Annotated in this window: 13 protein-coding genes; 6 read left to right on the top strand and 7 right to left on the bottom strand. The window is 45.2% G+C overall.

Going from position 1 to position 16,827, the window contains the following annotated elements; translation table 11 throughout:
• Positions 1-157: 157 nt before the first annotated feature.
• The 4 genes from PHU20_RS07945 to PHU20_RS07930 all read left to right on the top strand — a co-directional run bounded on the left by PHU20_RS07945 (position 158) and on the right by PHU20_RS07930 (position 3,185).
• Entirely contained in the window at positions 158-928 is a 771-nt protein-coding gene (locus PHU20_RS07945) for an HNH endonuclease (protein ID WP_274824822.1), read from the top strand.
• A gap of 320 nt (positions 929-1,248) precedes the next feature.
• The gene (locus PHU20_RS07940) at positions 1,249-1,728 is read left to right on the top strand and encodes a M23 family metallopeptidase (RefSeq protein WP_274824821.1); all 480 of its coding nucleotides are present in this window, start codon (positions 1,249-1,251) and stop codon (positions 1,726-1,728) included.
• Positions 1,729-1,730: 2 nt separating this feature from the next.
• A complete protein-coding gene (locus tag PHU20_RS07935; protein WP_274824820.1) occupies positions 1,731-2,225 on the top strand; it encodes a cupin domain-containing protein in 495 nt (164 codons plus the stop codon).
• Between the two features lie 189 nt (positions 2,226-2,414).
• Entirely contained in the window at positions 2,415-3,185 is a 771-nt protein-coding gene (locus tag PHU20_RS07930; RefSeq protein ID WP_274824819.1) for an SDR family NAD(P)-dependent oxidoreductase, read from the top strand.
• Positions 3,186-3,268: 83 nt separating this feature from the next.
• On the opposite strand, the gene PHU20_RS07925 is transcribed toward PHU20_RS07930, so the two are convergent.
• From PHU20_RS07925 to PHU20_RS07895, 7 genes are all read right to left on the bottom strand, one after another.
• Positions 3,269-5,074, bottom strand: coding sequence for a M61 family metallopeptidase (locus PHU20_RS07925; protein WP_274824818.1), 1,806 nt, complete (start codon positions 5,072-5,074; stop codon positions 3,269-3,271).
• 204 nt (positions 5,075-5,278) lie between these two features.
• Positions 5,279-7,405 carry a glycoside hydrolase domain-containing protein gene (locus PHU20_RS07920; RefSeq protein ID WP_274824817.1) on the bottom strand — a complete coding sequence of 709 codons (2,127 nt, stop codon included), beginning with the start codon at positions 7,403-7,405 and terminating at the stop codon, positions 5,279-5,281.
• Between the two features lie 6 nt (positions 7,406-7,411).
• Complete coding sequence (locus PHU20_RS07915; RefSeq protein WP_274824816.1) at positions 7,412-8,722, bottom strand: YdcF family protein; 1,311 nt, start codon at positions 8,720-8,722, stop codon at positions 7,412-7,414.
• The gene (locus PHU20_RS07910; protein ID WP_274824815.1) at positions 8,719-10,395 is read right to left on the bottom strand and encodes a RagB/SusD family nutrient uptake outer membrane protein; all 1,677 of its coding nucleotides are present in this window, start codon (positions 10,393-10,395) and stop codon (positions 8,719-8,721) included. Before PHU20_RS07910 ends, PHU20_RS07915 begins: the two co-directional genes overlap by 4 nt.
• A 6-nt stretch (positions 10,396-10,401) precedes the next feature.
• On the bottom strand, positions 10,402-13,773 hold the full coding sequence (locus PHU20_RS07905; RefSeq protein ID WP_274824814.1) for a SusC/RagA family TonB-linked outer membrane protein: 3,372 nt from the start codon (positions 13,771-13,773) through the stop codon (positions 10,402-10,404).
• Positions 13,774-13,952: 179 nt separating this feature from the next.
• The gene (locus PHU20_RS07900) at positions 13,953-14,945 is read right to left on the bottom strand and encodes a FecR family protein (protein ID WP_274824813.1); all 993 of its coding nucleotides are present in this window, start codon (positions 14,943-14,945) and stop codon (positions 13,953-13,955) included.
• An 81-nt stretch (positions 14,946-15,026) separates the two neighbouring features.
• Complete coding sequence (locus PHU20_RS07895) at positions 15,027-15,551, bottom strand: RNA polymerase sigma-70 factor (RefSeq protein ID WP_274824812.1); 525 nt, start codon at positions 15,549-15,551, stop codon at positions 15,027-15,029.
• Between the two features lie 299 nt (positions 15,552-15,850).
• Here PHU20_RS07895 and PHU20_RS07890 point away from each other — a divergent pair, with 299 nt between their 5' ends.
• Complete coding sequence (locus PHU20_RS07890) at positions 15,851-16,417, top strand: YeeE/YedE family protein (RefSeq protein WP_274824811.1); 567 nt, start codon at positions 15,851-15,853, stop codon at positions 16,415-16,417.
• On the top strand, positions 16,414-16,827 hold the full coding sequence (locus tag PHU20_RS07885) for a DUF6691 family protein (RefSeq protein WP_274824810.1): 414 nt from the start codon (positions 16,414-16,416) through the stop codon (positions 16,825-16,827). Before PHU20_RS07890 ends, PHU20_RS07885 begins: the two co-directional genes overlap by 4 nt.

The raw sequence follows: 16,827 nt of genomic DNA, 5'->3' as shown, positions 1-16,827 counted from the left end.
TATTGTAATTTTGAAGGAAGTGGCAGCCATAATAAGAACAGGAAAGGTACGAGCTTGACGCTCACACTAGCGGAGCTATGATTGTTATATTAACCGTTATGAACTAGCTTTAAAAAATCTGCAAACGACAAACAATAGAAATTACAAAAGCTATTGAATGAAAAAAGGTCAAAAACTTTGGACTAGAGATGAATTGATTTTAGCAATAAACCTTTATTGCAAACTACCATTTGGAAAATTACATAGGTTAAATCCGCAAGTTATACATTTAGCAGGGTTAATAGGAAGAACTCCAAGCTCTGTAGCTTTTAAATTAGGTAATTTCGCTAGCCTTGACCCAAGTTTACAAGCAAGGGGCATTAAAGGTGCCTCCAATACAAGTAAATTGGATAAGGTTATTTGGAATGAATTTTACAATAACTGGGAGGAATTGCCTTTTGAAAGCGAGAAACTTTTATCAAAATTTGAAAATACATCAATTGAAGAACTCAACAATATTGATTTAGATGATCTTCCCGATGGAAAAACAAGGGAACAAATAGTTAAAGTAAGAGTTAATCAAGCATTTTTTCGTAATTCTATTTTAGCGTCCTATAACAACACCTGCTGCATTACTGGTTTAAACCAAAGCGAACTATTAATCGCCGGACATATAAAACCTTGGAGTACTGACGAGAAAAACAGATTAAATCCCAGAAACGGAATTGCAATCAATGCCCTACACGATAAAGCATTTGAACGTGGTTTAATTACAATAACACCCAATTATAAAATCAAAGTATCAAATACTTTATTGAAACAAAAAAAATCGGATGCTCTCGAGAAATACTTTTTCCAATATGACAATAAAGATATTTTTTTGCCCTCAAAATTTTTACCTGACAGTGAATTTTTAAAATTCCATAATGAAAATAGATTTTTAGGTTAGGGAAATAAAAAAACACCCCCGCTGGCGCAAGCGTCCCGCTTGTGCCATCATGGTTCTAAATAGATTACATAGCGGTTTTCAAAACAAACGCCCTTATTAACCACCCATATCCTTCGCTCTTTCATCCACTACAGTATCGTAAAAACACCCCATTTGTATGCACCAAGGGCATGGTGCTACAGCCGAAAATGAGTATCTTTATACTACGATGTAACGGCTTAATCACAGCATGTTCTACAATGCCATACACCATCTATTTAAATAGTTCGCACTAATCAAAAACAGAGACGCCATTGAGAAAAAGAAAAAAGGTTCTGCTCATGCTACTGACACTCCTGATCCTCGGTTTTTTGATTCCTCAGCAATTGAAAATGCCCGTTCAAGGTGCCACCACATCGGACTATAACCCAAAATCCTTTTGGTTTTATCCTTGGGGGAAATCCGTTACCCACAAAGGCGTGGATATCTTTGCCGCAACAGGAACCGACATCCATGCTTCAACCATCGGTATGGTTTTGTATGCCGGGGAAATACCCGTGGGCGGAAATATCGTTTTGGTCCTGGGACCCAAATGGAGACTGCATTATTACGCACATATGAATGCCCTAAAAACCTCGTCATTTACTTTCGTGAATAAAAAATCAACCCTTGGAACCGTCGGTTCCAGTGGCAATGCTGCCGGTAAATCGCCCCATTTACACTATTCCATTGTAACCATGGTTCCGTATGTCTGGAGAATGGATTCGGACAAACAAGGTTGGAAAAAAATGTTTTATTTAAACCCCATAGCATATTTATAATCATGACCCCATCAAAAAGAGAAGACGTATCCGAAAGTGAGAAAACCTATCTCAACACCCTTATCGACGAACATGTACACCTCAACACCATCCACTTTGGCAAAAAGCCCAGAGGGGTGGTACGGTACGACAAAAGACCCAAGATGTACGGGGGCGATGGCACCGTGTACCTTTTGCAAATGTTCGAGGAAAAAGGGGAGCTGGTCAATAACCGGATCGGCGCCTATATGATCTTACCGACCTCCAAGGATTCCGTTGGTTTCCATACCCACGGTTCCCGAAAAGAGCAAGAGCTGTATGTGATCATCTCCGGGAAAGGCCAATACTTGGAAAAGGACAATTGGGAAAGCCCCGAAAAAACCTATAACGTAGAACGAGGGAACATTACCAGCATTAAAGGCAGTGGGTTTCACGGTATCAAAAATATCGGGGATGCCCCCTTGATCATTTTTGTGATCACCACTTATGAAAGAAAAACCGATCTCGAACCAAAATAACCGCAGTACAAGTCTTTAATTCCCATATCAAAAAGGTGGGTGGTGCCACAAACAGCAATATAATAATTCACCGTTGCATTTTTATCCCTTATATTGCCAAGGTTCGTATCGAATACTTTTAAAATAACGTAGCGCGAATTAATATTTTGTAATTTACACGATCATCAAAACGATTAAAACAGGAAGGATATGAAAAACCAGAATAAATTAACCGGAAAGAACGTTCTGATCACCGCTGGCGCCCAAGGAATTGGTGAATCGATCACCAGGCACTTCATTGATAGCGGTGCCAATGTGGCCATACACTATTTTTCCAGCGCCGATACCGCCAACCAATTAAAGGAATACGCGACAAGCAAAGGACAAAAAGCGGTTACCATAAGTGGGGATTTAACCAAAGAGGCCGATGCCAATGCATTGGTCGAAAAGACCGTGGAAGCGTTTGGGGGCTTGGACATATTGATCAACAATGCGGGTTCCCTTGTTGCCCGTAGAATGCTGAGCGAAATGGAGGCCACATTTTGGCAGAAAGTAATGGACATTAACCTTACCTCCATGATGTTCGTGACTCGGGCAGCATCTCCTTACCTAGCAAAAAACGATAACAGCAGTATCGTTAATCTCGCATCATTGGCGGGGCGTAAAGGGGGACACCCAGGGTCGTTGGCCTATTCGACAAGCAAAGGGGCCATTTTAACATTTACAAGAGCGCTGTCCTCAGAATTGGGTCCTCAAGGCATACGGGTAAATGCCGTCGCTCCTGGACTTATCCTTGGGACTTCATTTCATAATACCCATACCACAAAAGAATCCGCTGCCGAAACAACCGCGGGCATTCCAATACAACGGGCAGGTAACGCCGCTGACGTAGCCCGGGCGGTGGTATATCTGGCCTCCGAATACGATGGTTTTATTACCGGTGCTACATTGGACATCAATGGGGGTGTCTACAATATGTAGTTCTTGGTGTCTGCATTAGCAGGGGCAACCGTGTTGAATACGACCCAAGCTTTACGTTTGGGGAGTAATGGTTTTGAATAAAGTTACTCCCCTTCGGTTTTAAGCCATTCGTTTCTTCGCTGCAACTGCTTTTTAGAAACCTTTGCCCCTTCTTTTTCCGAAAGGAAAAGGCTGTAGCTGGGGTCGGACTTCAATACGACACTGGTCTCCTTTTGCACGCCGTACCGGTTAAAAACGATTTTTAGGGTATCGCCCACTTTCAGTCCTTGAATATAGGCACTGAATCGTTGTCCGTCGGGAAAGCCCTGTCCGTTGATAGCGGTGATCTCATTCCCTTTGTCCAGTCCGGCCTCATAGGCGGGCGTACCCATTTTGGGGTTGGAGCTGACCTCCCCATGGCCGTCCCCGTTCAATGCCACCGAGGCCCCGAAATAAGGCACTGTGGGATCTTGTTTAAGGGTAACCCCCACCGCGTTCAAAAGCGTATGGTAATCGGGCATGCCACTCTTATGGATGTATTGGCCAAAGAACGTATCGGCAAAATCGCTACCCGCATAGTCGGCCAACGCTTGTTGAAGGTTGTTTAACGTATAGGGGGTCTCCGATGTCCCAAATCGGTTCCAAACGAATTTCATAAAATCGTCGAGGTTCAATTTTTCCTCCCGTAGCGATAGGTCCAGCGCAAGGCCCAACACACTTCCGTAGGAATAATAGGAGATAAACGTATTTTCCCGGTTCACCGGATCTACCGATGTAGCCGCATCTACGAAGGGCGCCTGATAACTCATCTCGATCGGATTGAAGAATCGGCGTGCCGGGGAGTTCCAAACATAGTTAAACGTGCCCGTAATGCCTTCGACATAGGCCTCAGGTGAAATAAGGCCTGCCCTACACAGGTTGAGACTGGTATAATAACTGGTGAACCCTTCGGCAAACCACAGGGCACCGCTCATATTGGCTTTTTCAAAATCAAAAGGCTCCAACCCTTTCGGGCGTATGCGCTCTACGTTCCACGCATGGAAAAACTCATGGGACACCGTCCCGATATTCCGTTCTGCCCCACCGTTGGCCAAGCTACGGGTACTCGTTACGATGGTGGAGTTCCTGTGTTCCATGCCATCGCCCGAGGCATTGGGGATATAACAGGCCAAAAACGTGTAGGTGCCATAATCGAAAGCGGGCAATTCTCCATAGACTTCCCGCTCGGCAAGTACGACCTTCTTCACCTTTTCGAAATAGGCATCCAATTCCTCCTCGGTACCGTTGTGGTGGAGTACAAAGCGTACGTTTTGTTTTTTCCCGTGGTCTTCCACCTCGAATTCCCGAACCGAAAAGTTACTGATTTCGGTAGGGCTATCCATAAAATAATACAGATCTGGGGCCCAATAGGTGGTCCCGGAAACCAAAGGCAATTGGGTAGCCACCTTCCAATTCAAATCCTTTCGCACCTTAAAATCGACCTCTATTTTCCGGTCTTTCAAGGAAGAGGCATACATAAAGGTCGCGGGGATGTTCAAATGGGCATGGGATTCATCCACCTGGGAATACGTACCCCCACCCCTATTGGCAAAAAGGGTATAACGAATAGCAATAGTGCCATCGTGTCCTACCACCTGCCATTGGTACGGATCTGGACGCAAGACCTTCAAATCCTTGCCCTTACTATCGGTCGCGGTAAACCCATATACGTTCTTGGCGAATTCGTGCAAGGCATACCTACCCGGGGAAGAGCGACTCATCCGAAAGGCAACGGTATCGTTTTTAAGGTCGGGAAATGTACCGCGTACCACCGCTTCGTGGTGTACGGCATTGTCAAAGGAGATTTCGTAACGGTTGGTCTGTGCGCATAATACATTACTCAACAGAAAGAGGGGAAAGAGGAACTTCATTGGTTTGGCTTTAAAAGGGCAATATACTATTTATAACAAGTAATACCTAGGGCTGCCCTGGAGGATAACGTGCCAAAATTGGGAAGCCCCGCCAAAAGAAAGTAATTCCCCCTGCAGCTTTGTCCAACCCGGAGAAATAAAAAAGGCGCAGCTAAAAAGCCGCGCCCTTTACAAGCTAAACCAAATTATCGAACACTCGTCTTTTTACTTTGTTTTTACGGTATTCACCGGGTTTTCCCGAAGGCCTGGGCCAACGGAATCGATTTTGGAAATATAGGGGTCGCTGGTTCCCCATTTTTTATGGGGGACACTATCGGTTTCCAGAAGGAGCTCGCCCCCGGCCATGATCTCTTCATGGGTAAGCCAATTCCGTTCCAAAGTCTTTCCGTTCAAACGAACCGATTTGATATAGTAATTATCCTTATGGTAATTGGACACTGTTATGTTAAAGGACCGCCCTGAAGGCCAATGCAAACCCACATTTTGAAATATCGGCGCCGTCACATAATATACCGGCTCGCCCACATTGACCGGGGAAAGCCCCATGGCCCGTAAAACGAACCAAGACGAGAGGGTACCCATATCGTCATCCATGGTACGCAGATAGGCCTTGGGCCGATTCTGGTAGATGCGTCCGATATAAGGGTCTACCCCTTTACTGTTATTGTTGAAATAAAACTGCACCACCGTATCGAGCATGATATTCCTGAACAATTTCTGGGATTTCCAAGGTTCTTGTGTGGCATTGTAAAGTCCGGGAACCTGAAGATCGGGCTGATTGGCGTGATTGTAGTTGAACTCGGCAAAAAATTCATCCAATTGTGCCACGAAAGTTTCTTCCCCTCCGACCAATTCCTTAAGTCCCTCGATATCGAAGGGTACAAACCAGCGATACTGCCAAAGGGTCCCCTGATACAATCCCCTGGCCCCCATTTGGTCCACATCGGGCAAATCCAACTCCTTAAAATCCTTTTTCCAAAAGGTCTTATAATCCATTGCTTTCATTAGGAATTCGTTGGCTTTGGTCGTATCCCCCATGGCAAGCATCAGTTCTGAAAGGGCCCATAGGTCATAGGAAGATTCGAGCGCCTTATCGGGGGCGGCAAAATCCAATCGCTCGGCTTCCTTGGCCAAAGCATCCTTTAAGGTGGCCAACGGAAGTCGATGGCCCTTCTTATACGCATCCAAGAGTACGATCAAGGCATGCTCGGTCCTGACCGTATTCGAAGGTTCGTTCATGGTAGCCCAATCCTTCTTCCCAAAACGATACATTTGGGCAATGGACCGGGAGATGTCGCCATAGGTATCGGGATAGATCAAAGACAACAAAGGCAGTTGCTCCCTGTAATTATCCCAAATGGCCCAACCATTGTAGATAGCGGTTTCGGAGTATTGTACCGAACCATCGACCGCCTTAAAACTCCCATCGGGTTCGGATACCAAGAAGGGAGCCTGAAGCCCCCGGTACAACAACGAATAAAATAGGGATTCCCGGTCTTTTTCGCCGGAAACGACGACCCTTCCCAAAGCAGCATCCCATTGTGCCCCAGTATTTTCCCGTGTAGTTTCGAATCCTTCATTATCCATCACCCTTTTTTTAGCGAAGGCTTCGCTGATGGATGAAAACCCAATACGCAGGGTCATTTCCCCGGCATCGGCACCGTGTACCCTAAGGGTATGTTCCCCAATACGCTCAATCGTGTCCGCATTGGAGAATGCCATATAAAAATAGAGCCGGTACTGCCCCCTGTCACATACGGTCTTGGTATCTACCCACCCTTGAACGGTATTGCCCCTTACAACATGTTCTTCGGCCACAAAGCGGTTTACAAAGGCATGGGATATAGCGACGAACAGGCTTTTGTCTTTATGGGGAAAAGCGTATTTATGAACGCCATAATTATGGGCGACCGCCATTTCGGCCTTAATGCCGTTTTCAAAGGACACCCCATAATATCCGGGACGGCCTTTTTCATTTTTTTTATGGAGTTTGGTTTCCAATCCCGCTTCACCCAAAGGTTTAACGAGGATATTTCCTCCGCCCCCGAGACAGCCTACCCCTTCCATATGGGTATGTACAAAACCCAAAAATTCTTTGGCATAGTGTTCATAACCCGTATGGGTTTGTGGGTGGGTCACCGGCCCTATCGAAATCATATTGAAAGGTGATGCCGCCGAAGGGGACAGCTGTCCATGATCACCCGAAGTTCCCAAAAATACATTTACCTTGTCACTCGGCGTTTCACTCCCATCGGGCAGGGCCCTTTCCCCCTGGCAACTTAGGATACTGCCGACAAGGCCAAACACAACCCATTTAAAAATCACTTTCATACTCATTTATGGGTCTAAGGGTTGATATGGGTTTTGATGGAGCGATTGCCTATTCCCCGTAAACTCCATCGTGGAGGGAGACAGGCGACCCTGAAGGTTTACGGGTTGATATCCCAATTCGATGGCACAGCGCTCCTTAAAGGCATCACTTCCCAAATAGGAGCTATGTCGGGGATTCGTAACCACCAGACTCTTTTTGTCGATGGGAATATCGTACCTCAACATCAAGCGGGTCACATTTCGCATATTGGTCGTGGTATGCCTGGCATGGGGCTCAATGATGACCCGTTCTTCGGGTACCCCATAGATTTGTACCAGTTCTTTTTTCATCTCCACGGCTTCACAATACGGTGTCCTATTCGGATGCACATGCCCGCCAGAAACAATGATAAAAGGGGCCTTCCCTTCCCGATATTCCCTAATGGCCAGGAGCAGGTTTATTTTCCCCATTATCGAAAGTCGATCGCGATAATTCTCGGGTCCTCCCCCCAATACGACGATAGTGGCATATTCGTAGTCCGAGAAATCAAGGGCTCCGATGGCCTTGACCGCCTTGGAATTTTCCTTTTCCTCCAAGGGTTCGTAACGAACGGCCTCATCGCGATGGTTGGTATATAGAAGGGAAAGCGAAAGCTCTAAACCGGGCTGAAAAAACAGCGTTTCTTCCATGGGGCGCTCCAAAACCATATCCTTTTGGATGTTCAACCCATAGGTATACATTTTGGAATGCACATCAAAGGAAACCGAATCTATTTGATCGTACAACGGCGCTTTCCCCAAACCATATACCTCCAGGATGGTATCGATGCCTTTGGCGCAAAGTTCCCAGGACTTATACCATAAATCATCATCGGAATACCCTTCAAAATTGGCATAACTATGCGATTCCTTAAGTTTTCGGGTTACATTGGCCATGGCCTTGTACTTCTTGGACAGTTGTACCAATCGCTTTCCGATCGTTGCTATATCTTGGTCATTCCATAGAAAAGGGCGGATCACTTCTTCCCCATTTTTGAGTTCGGGGTTCCCTTTTTTTTCCGAATAGAGGGGCTTTAGAAATGCTTGTAGGGTCGTATCGTTTCTCAGGATCGCGCTTACTTCCTGGTCGCCCGTTATGGCTGTGAACAGGTAAAAATTCTTGTCCTGCAACCTTTGCAGGCTTTCGTTTGGGAATGTTCGTGCCGATCCCTTATTCTGGGCCACCAATCCGATGGAAGCGCCCAACACCAATAAAAAGAATAATTTTTTCATTTTCTTGTTCAATAAAAAAAGGGCCCCGAGGATACGAGGCCCTAAAATGTCAATGTCAGTGATCAATAGCCGCTGTTTTGGGTTACCATGCCTTCATCCATGCCATCTACATATTCCTGCGGAATGGGCATATATTCATTTTTTCCGGCCGTAAAGTAGGCATTGGTCAAATGGCTTCTTTGTGTCTTTTCCACCGAAATGTAGTCGTTCAATACTTCGGAGGCGATGCCCCAGCGTACCAGATTAAAGAAGCGGTGGCCCTCCATGGCCAGTTCCAACCTACTTTCGAGGCGCACTTTGTCCCGCGCATCATCGGCATCCGCCCACGTGGTATCATAGGTACCCACATGATAATTGGCAGCATCGGCAGTACCCTCCAAGGTCGTTATATGGGCAGTATTGGCGGCACGTTCACGTATTTGGTTGACCAGGGATCGGGCTTCCTCCAAATTACCCAACTCCACGGCGGCTTCAGCGCGCCATAGCAACACTTCCGCATAGCGGATAATGTAGTAATTAAGGGCACTTACATAGGGCCATACCGTAATATAATACGATGAGTTGGCCGATAACATCCGCTTTTTGGGAGAATAAGGCCCGTAAGTGGCCAAATCCCTTGCCCAACTATCCTCATATTCAACCCCTAAATCCTTATAAGGAATTCCGGGCCTGGCAAGGGTAATATCAATACGGGTATCTACATAATCGGTATCGGTAACATCTACATTGTCAGCCACTGGAAGCCCGTCATCCCCGGTCTTAAAGGCATTTACCAAGTTTTGGGAAGGACGGTGGAACCCATACTGGGGATAATAAGGACCCCCTGGGGCCATTAAACGATCTCCGATACTGCCGTTATAATTGTTGGCCTGACCGTCGTTGACCGAGAATTGTACGGCAAAGATAATTTCCTCGCTATTGTCGTTATCAGGAAGGAACACATCCTGGAAATCATCCAAAAGTGCATAACCCCCGCCCATGACCAAGGTCGTCGCATCATAGGCTTCCTGCCATTTTTCCTGAAATAGGTAGGTCTTTGCCAAATAGGCCATAGCGGCAAGTTTGGTAGGCCTGCCCACTGCTGTCTGGGCATCGGGCAACGCTTCATAGGCCGCAGTGAAATCATCCGCTATCTTACCCCAAAGTTCCTCGGAGGTAAACTCGGTATTGGAACGTTCGTAGTCGGCCACCGTGGTCGCCGTCTCATCGATATAGGGAATCTGGCCATAGATTTTTTTGAGTTCAAAATAATAATGCCCCCTTAAAAACCGCAACTCGGCATTGCGCTGTATTTTTAAACTGCTGTCGAAATCTTCCGAGGTCGCTAAAAGGATCATGGCCTCATTGACGCGTTTTACCCCTTCATACAAGGCAACCCATTTACGTTCCACATCATAGGTCGTGGGGTCGGTATTGTACAATTCCATTTGATGGATCTGGCTTTGGTCACCGGTACCCCCTCCCCCTTTATAACTATCATCGGAAAGCACATCTCCAAAACTCCAGTTCGAGGCCGGGGAATTATAGGCGTTACTGGCATCATCTATTTGACCGTTTAGGACACTATAGGCCGAAATGATGGCCCTTTCCACATTTTCGGCCTTGGTCATTTCCGAAGGGGATACTTCGCCATAAGTCGTTTCCTCCAAAAAGTCATCGGAACAAGCCCCCAAGACCAATATCAATAGCGCCGTACTTATCTTAAATAAACTGCTGTATTTGCTTAATATATTTTTCATGGTGTATTATAATTTTAAGTTGCATCCAATAACAAACGTTCTACTCGGTGGGTATAGGCCACGATCAATGCCAATATCCAGGTTACGGTTCGAGCCACTATAGTTCTGTAACCCTACTTGCGGATTCATTCCACTATAATCGGTTATGGTGAACAAATTGCTGCCCTGAAGGTATATCCTAAGCTGTACGCCCGACAATTGGTCTTTATCGAAATTATAGCCCAATTGTAAATTGTTCAATCGTACGTAGGATCCGTTCTCTACATAATAGGTCGATTGACGGATGTTGTTATTGGCATCATCCAAGGAAAGACGTGGAATACTCGAATCGGTATTGCTCTCAGTCCAAGCATCTACCAATATATTTTGCTTATTGTAGGCCGCTTGGTTGAAAAAATGGTTTTTGAATTTGGTGAAATTGTAGATGTCGTTTCCGAAACTACCACTAAAAAACAGGCTCAAGTCAAATTTTTTGTAATTCAATTTCACATTAAGTCCCAGTAGTAGATCCGGGTGGGGCGAACCTATAAAGGTACGGTCGTCGGCATCCACATCCCCGTCACCATCGACATCCTTGAACCTGATATCACCGGGTTGGGCATTGGGCTGTAGGCCATAATTGTCTATTTCGGCCTGGTTTTGGAACAGGCCTTCCGCAACATAACCGAAAAAAGAAGCCAAAGGTTGCCCAACCGCACTCCTCGATATCTCTTGATCAAAATTCACCGAATGCAATGAAGAACTGGGAATGCCCAAATAATCCGAGGTGCTCAATTCGGTCAGTTCATTCCTTGAACCCGTAAGGTTCAGTCCGACATCATACCCAAAATCCCCGGCACGGTCGGCATAATTGACATTCAATTCAAAACCTGAGTTTTTCATCCTTCCGTCATTGACCCATTGCCCGTCGTTGGTACCCCCATAAGTCAAAGGCACCGTACTGTACACCAAAATATCCTTGGTCTTTTTAATATAATAGTCGGCCGTTACCCCCAACTTATTTTCCAAAAAGCCCAAGTCTACCCCAATGGAAGTCTGGGTGGTGGTTTCCCATTTTAGGTCGGCATTCGGAATACGGGACTGTGTAAGTCCGACAGAAACGGACTCCTGTGCGCCATCTATGGCATAATTGGAGTTGGCATTGTTGTTCCTATAACTGTCCACCGTGGCATAACTCGAAATTTCCTGGTTCCCGGTCTGTCCCCAGCTACCGCGAATCATGGCAGAAGTCAAAAGTCCGTCATTATTGAAAAAACCTTCCCGATCCAGGCGCCAACCCATGGAAAAGGCCGGAAACGTACCCCATTTATTGTCCCCACTGAACCTCGAACTTCCATCACGCCTAACCGATGCCGTAAAAAGGTATTTTTCATCATAATTATAATTAAGCCTTCCGAAGTATGAATTGAGTGCCCAACCCGATGCACTGCCCGAGTTAAGCATATTTTCGGTACCGTAGCTCAAATACCTATAATTGGTGTCTTCATACAAAAAGTCGTCGATGGAGGCATCGAACCCTTCATAGTTGTATTCTATGGCCTCCTGACCAAGAAGTACATCCAAATTATGCAACCCGAAATCCTTTTTGTAATTCAGGGTATTCGTAAATGAAAATTGGTAGTTAAAGCTATTGTACGTGGTCAACGAACTTGTGTTGTTCGATGGGATGATCTCATCATAGGTCGGTGAAAAATCCCTTAGGTTATAATTTTGATAATCCAAACCGAAAGACGTCTTAAAGGTAAAATCCTTTATAAACAGACTGGCATATATATTCCCCAAGGCCTGTATCCTTTTCTGCTTATTGTCTTTGTTCCTATAAAGATCCCCTAAGGGGTTTGAAATATCGTTCAATGGGTTACCGCCAAATTCCCCGTTGATATCCTTTACCGGTACGATAGACGGGAATTGCATGGCATTCAAAACTATACCCCCTAAGGCACTGTTGGTACTAGCGGCTACCTGCTCCTTGTAATTCGCAGTGAAATTTTCACCGATCACTAGGAAATCCCCAATATTAAAACTGGAATTGAAACGGGCCGAATAACGCTCAAATCCCGTATATTTCAAAAGTCCTTCCTGATTGAAATATCCCAAAGAAAATAGCTGCTGGCCTTTTTCGTCACCTTTGGCCAAAGACACGTTGTACGACTGGATGGCAGCGGTCTGCATAATTTCCTTAACCCAATCCACATCATCACTGGGAAGGGTCTGTTCATCGTTCAACCATTCGGGTATGACCGCCTGTGTTGGGTCATCCCCATAGATATCATTGGATGGCGTTCCCCCGTCATTGATCGTGGCCTGCCACAACAGATCCCCGTATTCCTGGGCCGACAACATCCTAGGGACATTGTAATTGGACTGTAACCCCGCATAACTATCGAAAGAAACCACGTAATCACCCCCTGTTTTCGCACCTTTTTTCGTGGTTATGATCACCACGCCATTGGCGGCCCGGGATCCATAAATAGAGGCAGAGGCGGCATCTTTCAATACTTGTATCGTTTCAATATCCACAGGATTCACCCCATTTAGCCCATTGGAAGCAGGAACCCCATCGATAATCACCAATGGATCATTGCTATTTATGGTACTGAACCCCCTTATCCTTATGGAGGTGCCCCCACCGGGAGAATTATCGCTCATGACCTGCACTCCCGGCAAACGGCCATCAAGCATTTCAACAACATTGGCCTTGGGCTGGGAAACTATTTCCTCGGGAGCCACGGTGGCAATAGCCCCGGTTATGTTCTTTTTGGCCAAGGTACCGTAACCTACCACGACTACCTCATCCAGATTGGAGGAAGATGGTTGAAGCTGTATCTTTAGGGTGGTTTGCGACCCAACGGTAACGTATTTGGTCTCATACCCGATAAAAGACACTTCAAGAATCGCATCGGGCCCTACCACCATGGTAAAATTACCGTCAAAATCGGTAGCCGTACCGTTGGAAGTCCCTTTTTCGGTAACCGAAGCAGCCGGTAAGGGATTTCCGTTTTCATCAACAACGCTCCCTTTTATCTGCTGAAAGATAACTTCTGTGACCTTTTCCACAGCCTTGGGCCGCCGATCGACGGAAATATTCCCATCGATACGCCTAAAGGCCAACCCGGCATCTTTCGCCAATAGTTCCAATATGGACTTTAGGGAAACATTGTTGTAATCGAAACTATATCTATTCGCTAATCTGGAAATGCTACGACCATATACAAAGTTAAAAGAGGTTTGCTTCTCGATATCCCCAATAACTTCTTCAATGGAGGCGTTTTTCACTGATAGATCAATGGTAACGTGTTCTAATTTCTGTGCTCTTGCCGTCGATGCAAAAACGGGGTTCAAAAGCGCAACAATCACAAGAACAAAAGAGATTTTCATTGTCAACGCTATAAATTGTTTAACTGAAGGTGAATTCATAACTTCACATACTATTTAATGGTTATTTAATTAATCGTTAATCGCTGCAGCCTGTAGATTCTCGCCAAAGTGTCACGGGCTGCTTTTTTTTATGGGGGGTTTTATGTCATAGGCTTTTTATTTAATTGGTTTAGCTTGGTTCAATTCGTACAATTCCCTAGAAAGAGAATGGTATTTTCATCCTTATATTCATAATCCATTCCCTTGATGGCATATTTTATACTTTCTAAAACCACTTGTAATGTGGCATTTTCATATCGGGCGGTCAAATGACAATTTTGAAGCGATTCATTGACAAAAACGATGTGAACACCATACCATCGGGAGAGCGTTTTGGAAACCTCCAAAAGATCGATGTCGTCAAAACGTATTATGCCATTCTTCCAATCCATATAATCCTCGTTTTCCGCGAAGTGTTTGGAGAAACTGCCGTCTTTACGGTTATATTCCATTTTTTCGTTCGGCCCGAGGGCCATTGCCATACATACCCCATTTTCCGGGGAAGTCTTTACCCGTACCCGCCCCGTTCGCACCGTAACCGAAATCGCGGTATTGAATGCATAGGAATTGACGTTGAACGAGGTCCCCAGTACGGTCGTGCGTACATTTTCGGTCTTGACGACAAATGGTTTTTCAGGATTTTCGGCGACTTCAAAAAAAGCCTCCCCATTCAATTTCACCTCCCTTACCGAAGCTGTTTGAAAACTATCGGGAAATTCTATCGTACTTCCCGAATTGAGCAAAATCATAGTGCCATCGCTCAAGTTCACGGTAGTACGTTGTCCCCATTCCGTTGTTTGGGTTATCATTTTATGTCCTATGGATGTATTGGGCACCTTACTCAAATACCAGGCTGCACCTATTCCCATCACTATTAAAAAAGAGGCCGCGATGTTCATCCATTTTTTTGGATTTGCTTTTTGGGGATTCCTCCTGTTTGCACCTGCCCCGGTTTTGGATATGATGTTTGCGTAGATTTCATTTTTTATGTCAAGCTCCCTGTCCAAATGCAAATCGGAATGTGCTTGATCATCGTAAGAATCAAGGACCGTATCAAGCAGTTCTTTCTCCTTTTCGGTACAGGTTCCTTCCAGATACTTATCCATAAGGACCCTTAGTTCTTTTTCATTCATCGTAATGTGACTCTATATGGTAAGAGTCAAAAAAAGGCCTTAACCCTAAACAATAAATTGATTTTTTTTCGACAAACCCGACTAAGAGGCCAAATCCAAACGCAACCGCTTAATACACTGCGTAATATGATACTCGACGGTTTTTATGGAGATATCCAATTCATGGGCGATCTCTTTATTCGACAACTCTTGATACCTGCTCATCGTGAAAATCCTCTTGGATTTTTCGGGTAAGGAATCTATACCTCTTTGCAACTTTACCTGTGTGTCTTTAAAACTCATTTCTTTCTCAAGGCTGTCATCTTGAATGAAGAGGTTTACCTGGTTCAAGAAAACGGTCAATCTTTCTTTCTTCAAATATTCCAAACATTTGAATTTTGTAGAGGCGAACAAATAAGGCTTCACTTCCCTTATTTCCAAATCCCGTCTTTTGGACCATAACATACAGAATACCTCTTGGACCACATCTTTTGCCTCACTTTCATTCTTAAGGAACTTAAATGAAAACACATACAGTCTTTTCCAGTGTCTGTCATATAATTGTTTAAAAGCAATCTCATTGTCCTTCTTGGCCAACATTAGCAAATCGGCATCCGATGTTTTCATAGTCTTGTTGAGTTACCCGACAATATTACAGCGCTAAGATGAAGGCATTATTAACTAATCTTTAACTTTGGGTTCCTTTTTGGGTCCTTTTGCCTTAAAAAAGGGAAACCCATAGGGCCGGGTACTCCCAAAAACCTACAAGTAATTCAATACAAACCCATTACCCCCAAATTCGGGATATATTGCCGTACCTTTTAATACCGCTCCATTCTTAAGGGCTTTCCCAATTGATAAAGCCTCGACCTTATCCTAAATCCCATAATAAAACCATTCCCCTATATTTGCACAAAAATTTTGATATGGAAATTCTTCTTCAACCTTGGCCGTGGTATGTTTCGGGGCCATTGATCACCATGGTCATGCTACTGTTGTTCTACTTTGGCAAAACCTTTGGAATGTCATCGAACCTAAGAACCCTATGCAGTATCGGGGGGGCCGGTAAATATGCCGACTTCTTTAAATTCGATTGGAGGTCCAAACGCTGGAACCTGGTGGTCGTCCTTGGGGCTATCTTAGGGGGCTATATTTCGGTAAACTTCCTTTCTGACGGTGCTACCATTGCCCTTTCGCCCGACACCATTACCGATTTAAAAGGTTTGGGGTTCCAAAATGCAGGGGCGACAATACTGCCCTCGGAAATATATGATTGGGATGCGGTATTGACCGTGAAGGGATTGTCCATACTTATCATTGCCGGATTTTTGGTAGGTTTCGGTACCCGCTATGCCGGGGGCTGTACCTCGGGCCATGCCATTTCCGGACTGAGTAACCTGCAAAAACCGTCCTTGGTGGCCGTCATCGGCTTTTTTATCGGTGGACTGATCATGACCCATTTTATTCTCCCCCTAATATTTACAGCATCATGAAATTATTGAAATATCTATTCGTAGGTATGGTCTTCGGGATCATATTGGTAAAATCCGAAGCAGTGTCTTGGTACCGGATCTATGAAATGTTCAAGTTCCAGTCCTTCCACATGTATGGGATCATCGGTTCTGCCGTATTCCTTGGGGTCATCGGGGTAGCTTTGATCAAAAAGGGCGGACTCAAAAGTATCGAGGGCAAAAAGATAACCCTTATCCCTAAAGAAAAGGGGTTTACCCGCTACCTTGTGGGGGGCAGTATTTTCGGTTTGGGATGGGCCCTGGCAGGGGCATGTCCGGGACCCATGTATATTTTGGTGGGTGCAGGCGTTTTCAGCATGCTCATCGTGATCTTTGGGGCCCTCCTTGGCACCTTCGTTTATGGGATGATCAAGGATAAACTACCCCATTAG

Origin of the sequence: Maribacter polysaccharolyticus (assembly GCF_028882255.1) — a bacterium.
GTDB classification, from domain to species: domain Bacteria; phylum Bacteroidota; class Bacteroidia; order Flavobacteriales; family Flavobacteriaceae; genus Maribacter_A; species Maribacter_A polysaccharolyticus.
Note: the sequence above shows the minus strand (reverse complement) of the source record. Positions and strands in the feature narration are given on the sequence as shown.

Bases quoted from the DNA above. Each gene is read 5' to 3' on its own strand.
- PHU20_RS07945 (WP_274824822.1), top strand. From the start codon at position 158: ATGAAAAAAGGTCAAAAACTTTGGACTAGAGATGAATTGATTTTAGCA.
- PHU20_RS07940 (WP_274824821.1), top strand. From the start codon at position 1,249: ATGCTACTGACACTCCTGATCCTCGGTTTTTTGATTCCTCAGCAATTG.
- PHU20_RS07935 (WP_274824820.1), top strand. From the start codon at position 1,731: ATGACCCCATCAAAAAGAGAAGACGTATCCGAAAGTGAGAAAACCTAT.
- PHU20_RS07930 (WP_274824819.1), top strand. From the start codon at position 2,415: ATGAAAAACCAGAATAAATTAACCGGAAAGAACGTTCTGATCACCGCT.
- PHU20_RS07925 (WP_274824818.1), bottom strand. From the start codon at position 5,074: ATGAAGTTCCTCTTTCCCCTCTTTCTGTTGAGTAATGTATTATGCGCA.
- PHU20_RS07920 (WP_274824817.1), bottom strand. From the start codon at position 7,405: ATGAAAGTGATTTTTAAATGGGTTGTGTTTGGCCTTGTCGGCAGTATC.
- PHU20_RS07910 (WP_274824815.1), bottom strand. From the start codon at position 10,395: ATGAAAAATATATTAAGCAAATACAGCAGTTTATTTAAGATAAGTACG.
- PHU20_RS07905 (WP_274824814.1), bottom strand. From the start codon at position 13,773: ATGAAAATCTCTTTTGTTCTTGTGATTGTTGCGCTTTTGAACCCCGTT.
- PHU20_RS07900 (WP_274824813.1), bottom strand. From the start codon at position 14,945: ATGAATGAAAAAGAACTAAGGGTCCTTATGGATAAGTATCTGGAAGGA.
- PHU20_RS07895 (WP_274824812.1), bottom strand. From the start codon at position 15,551: ATGAAAACATCGGATGCCGATTTGCTAATGTTGGCCAAGAAGGACAAT.
- PHU20_RS07890 (WP_274824811.1), top strand. From the start codon at position 15,851: ATGGAAATTCTTCTTCAACCTTGGCCGTGGTATGTTTCGGGGCCATTG.
- PHU20_RS07885 (WP_274824810.1), top strand. From the start codon at position 16,414: ATGAAATTATTGAAATATCTATTCGTAGGTATGGTCTTCGGGATCATA.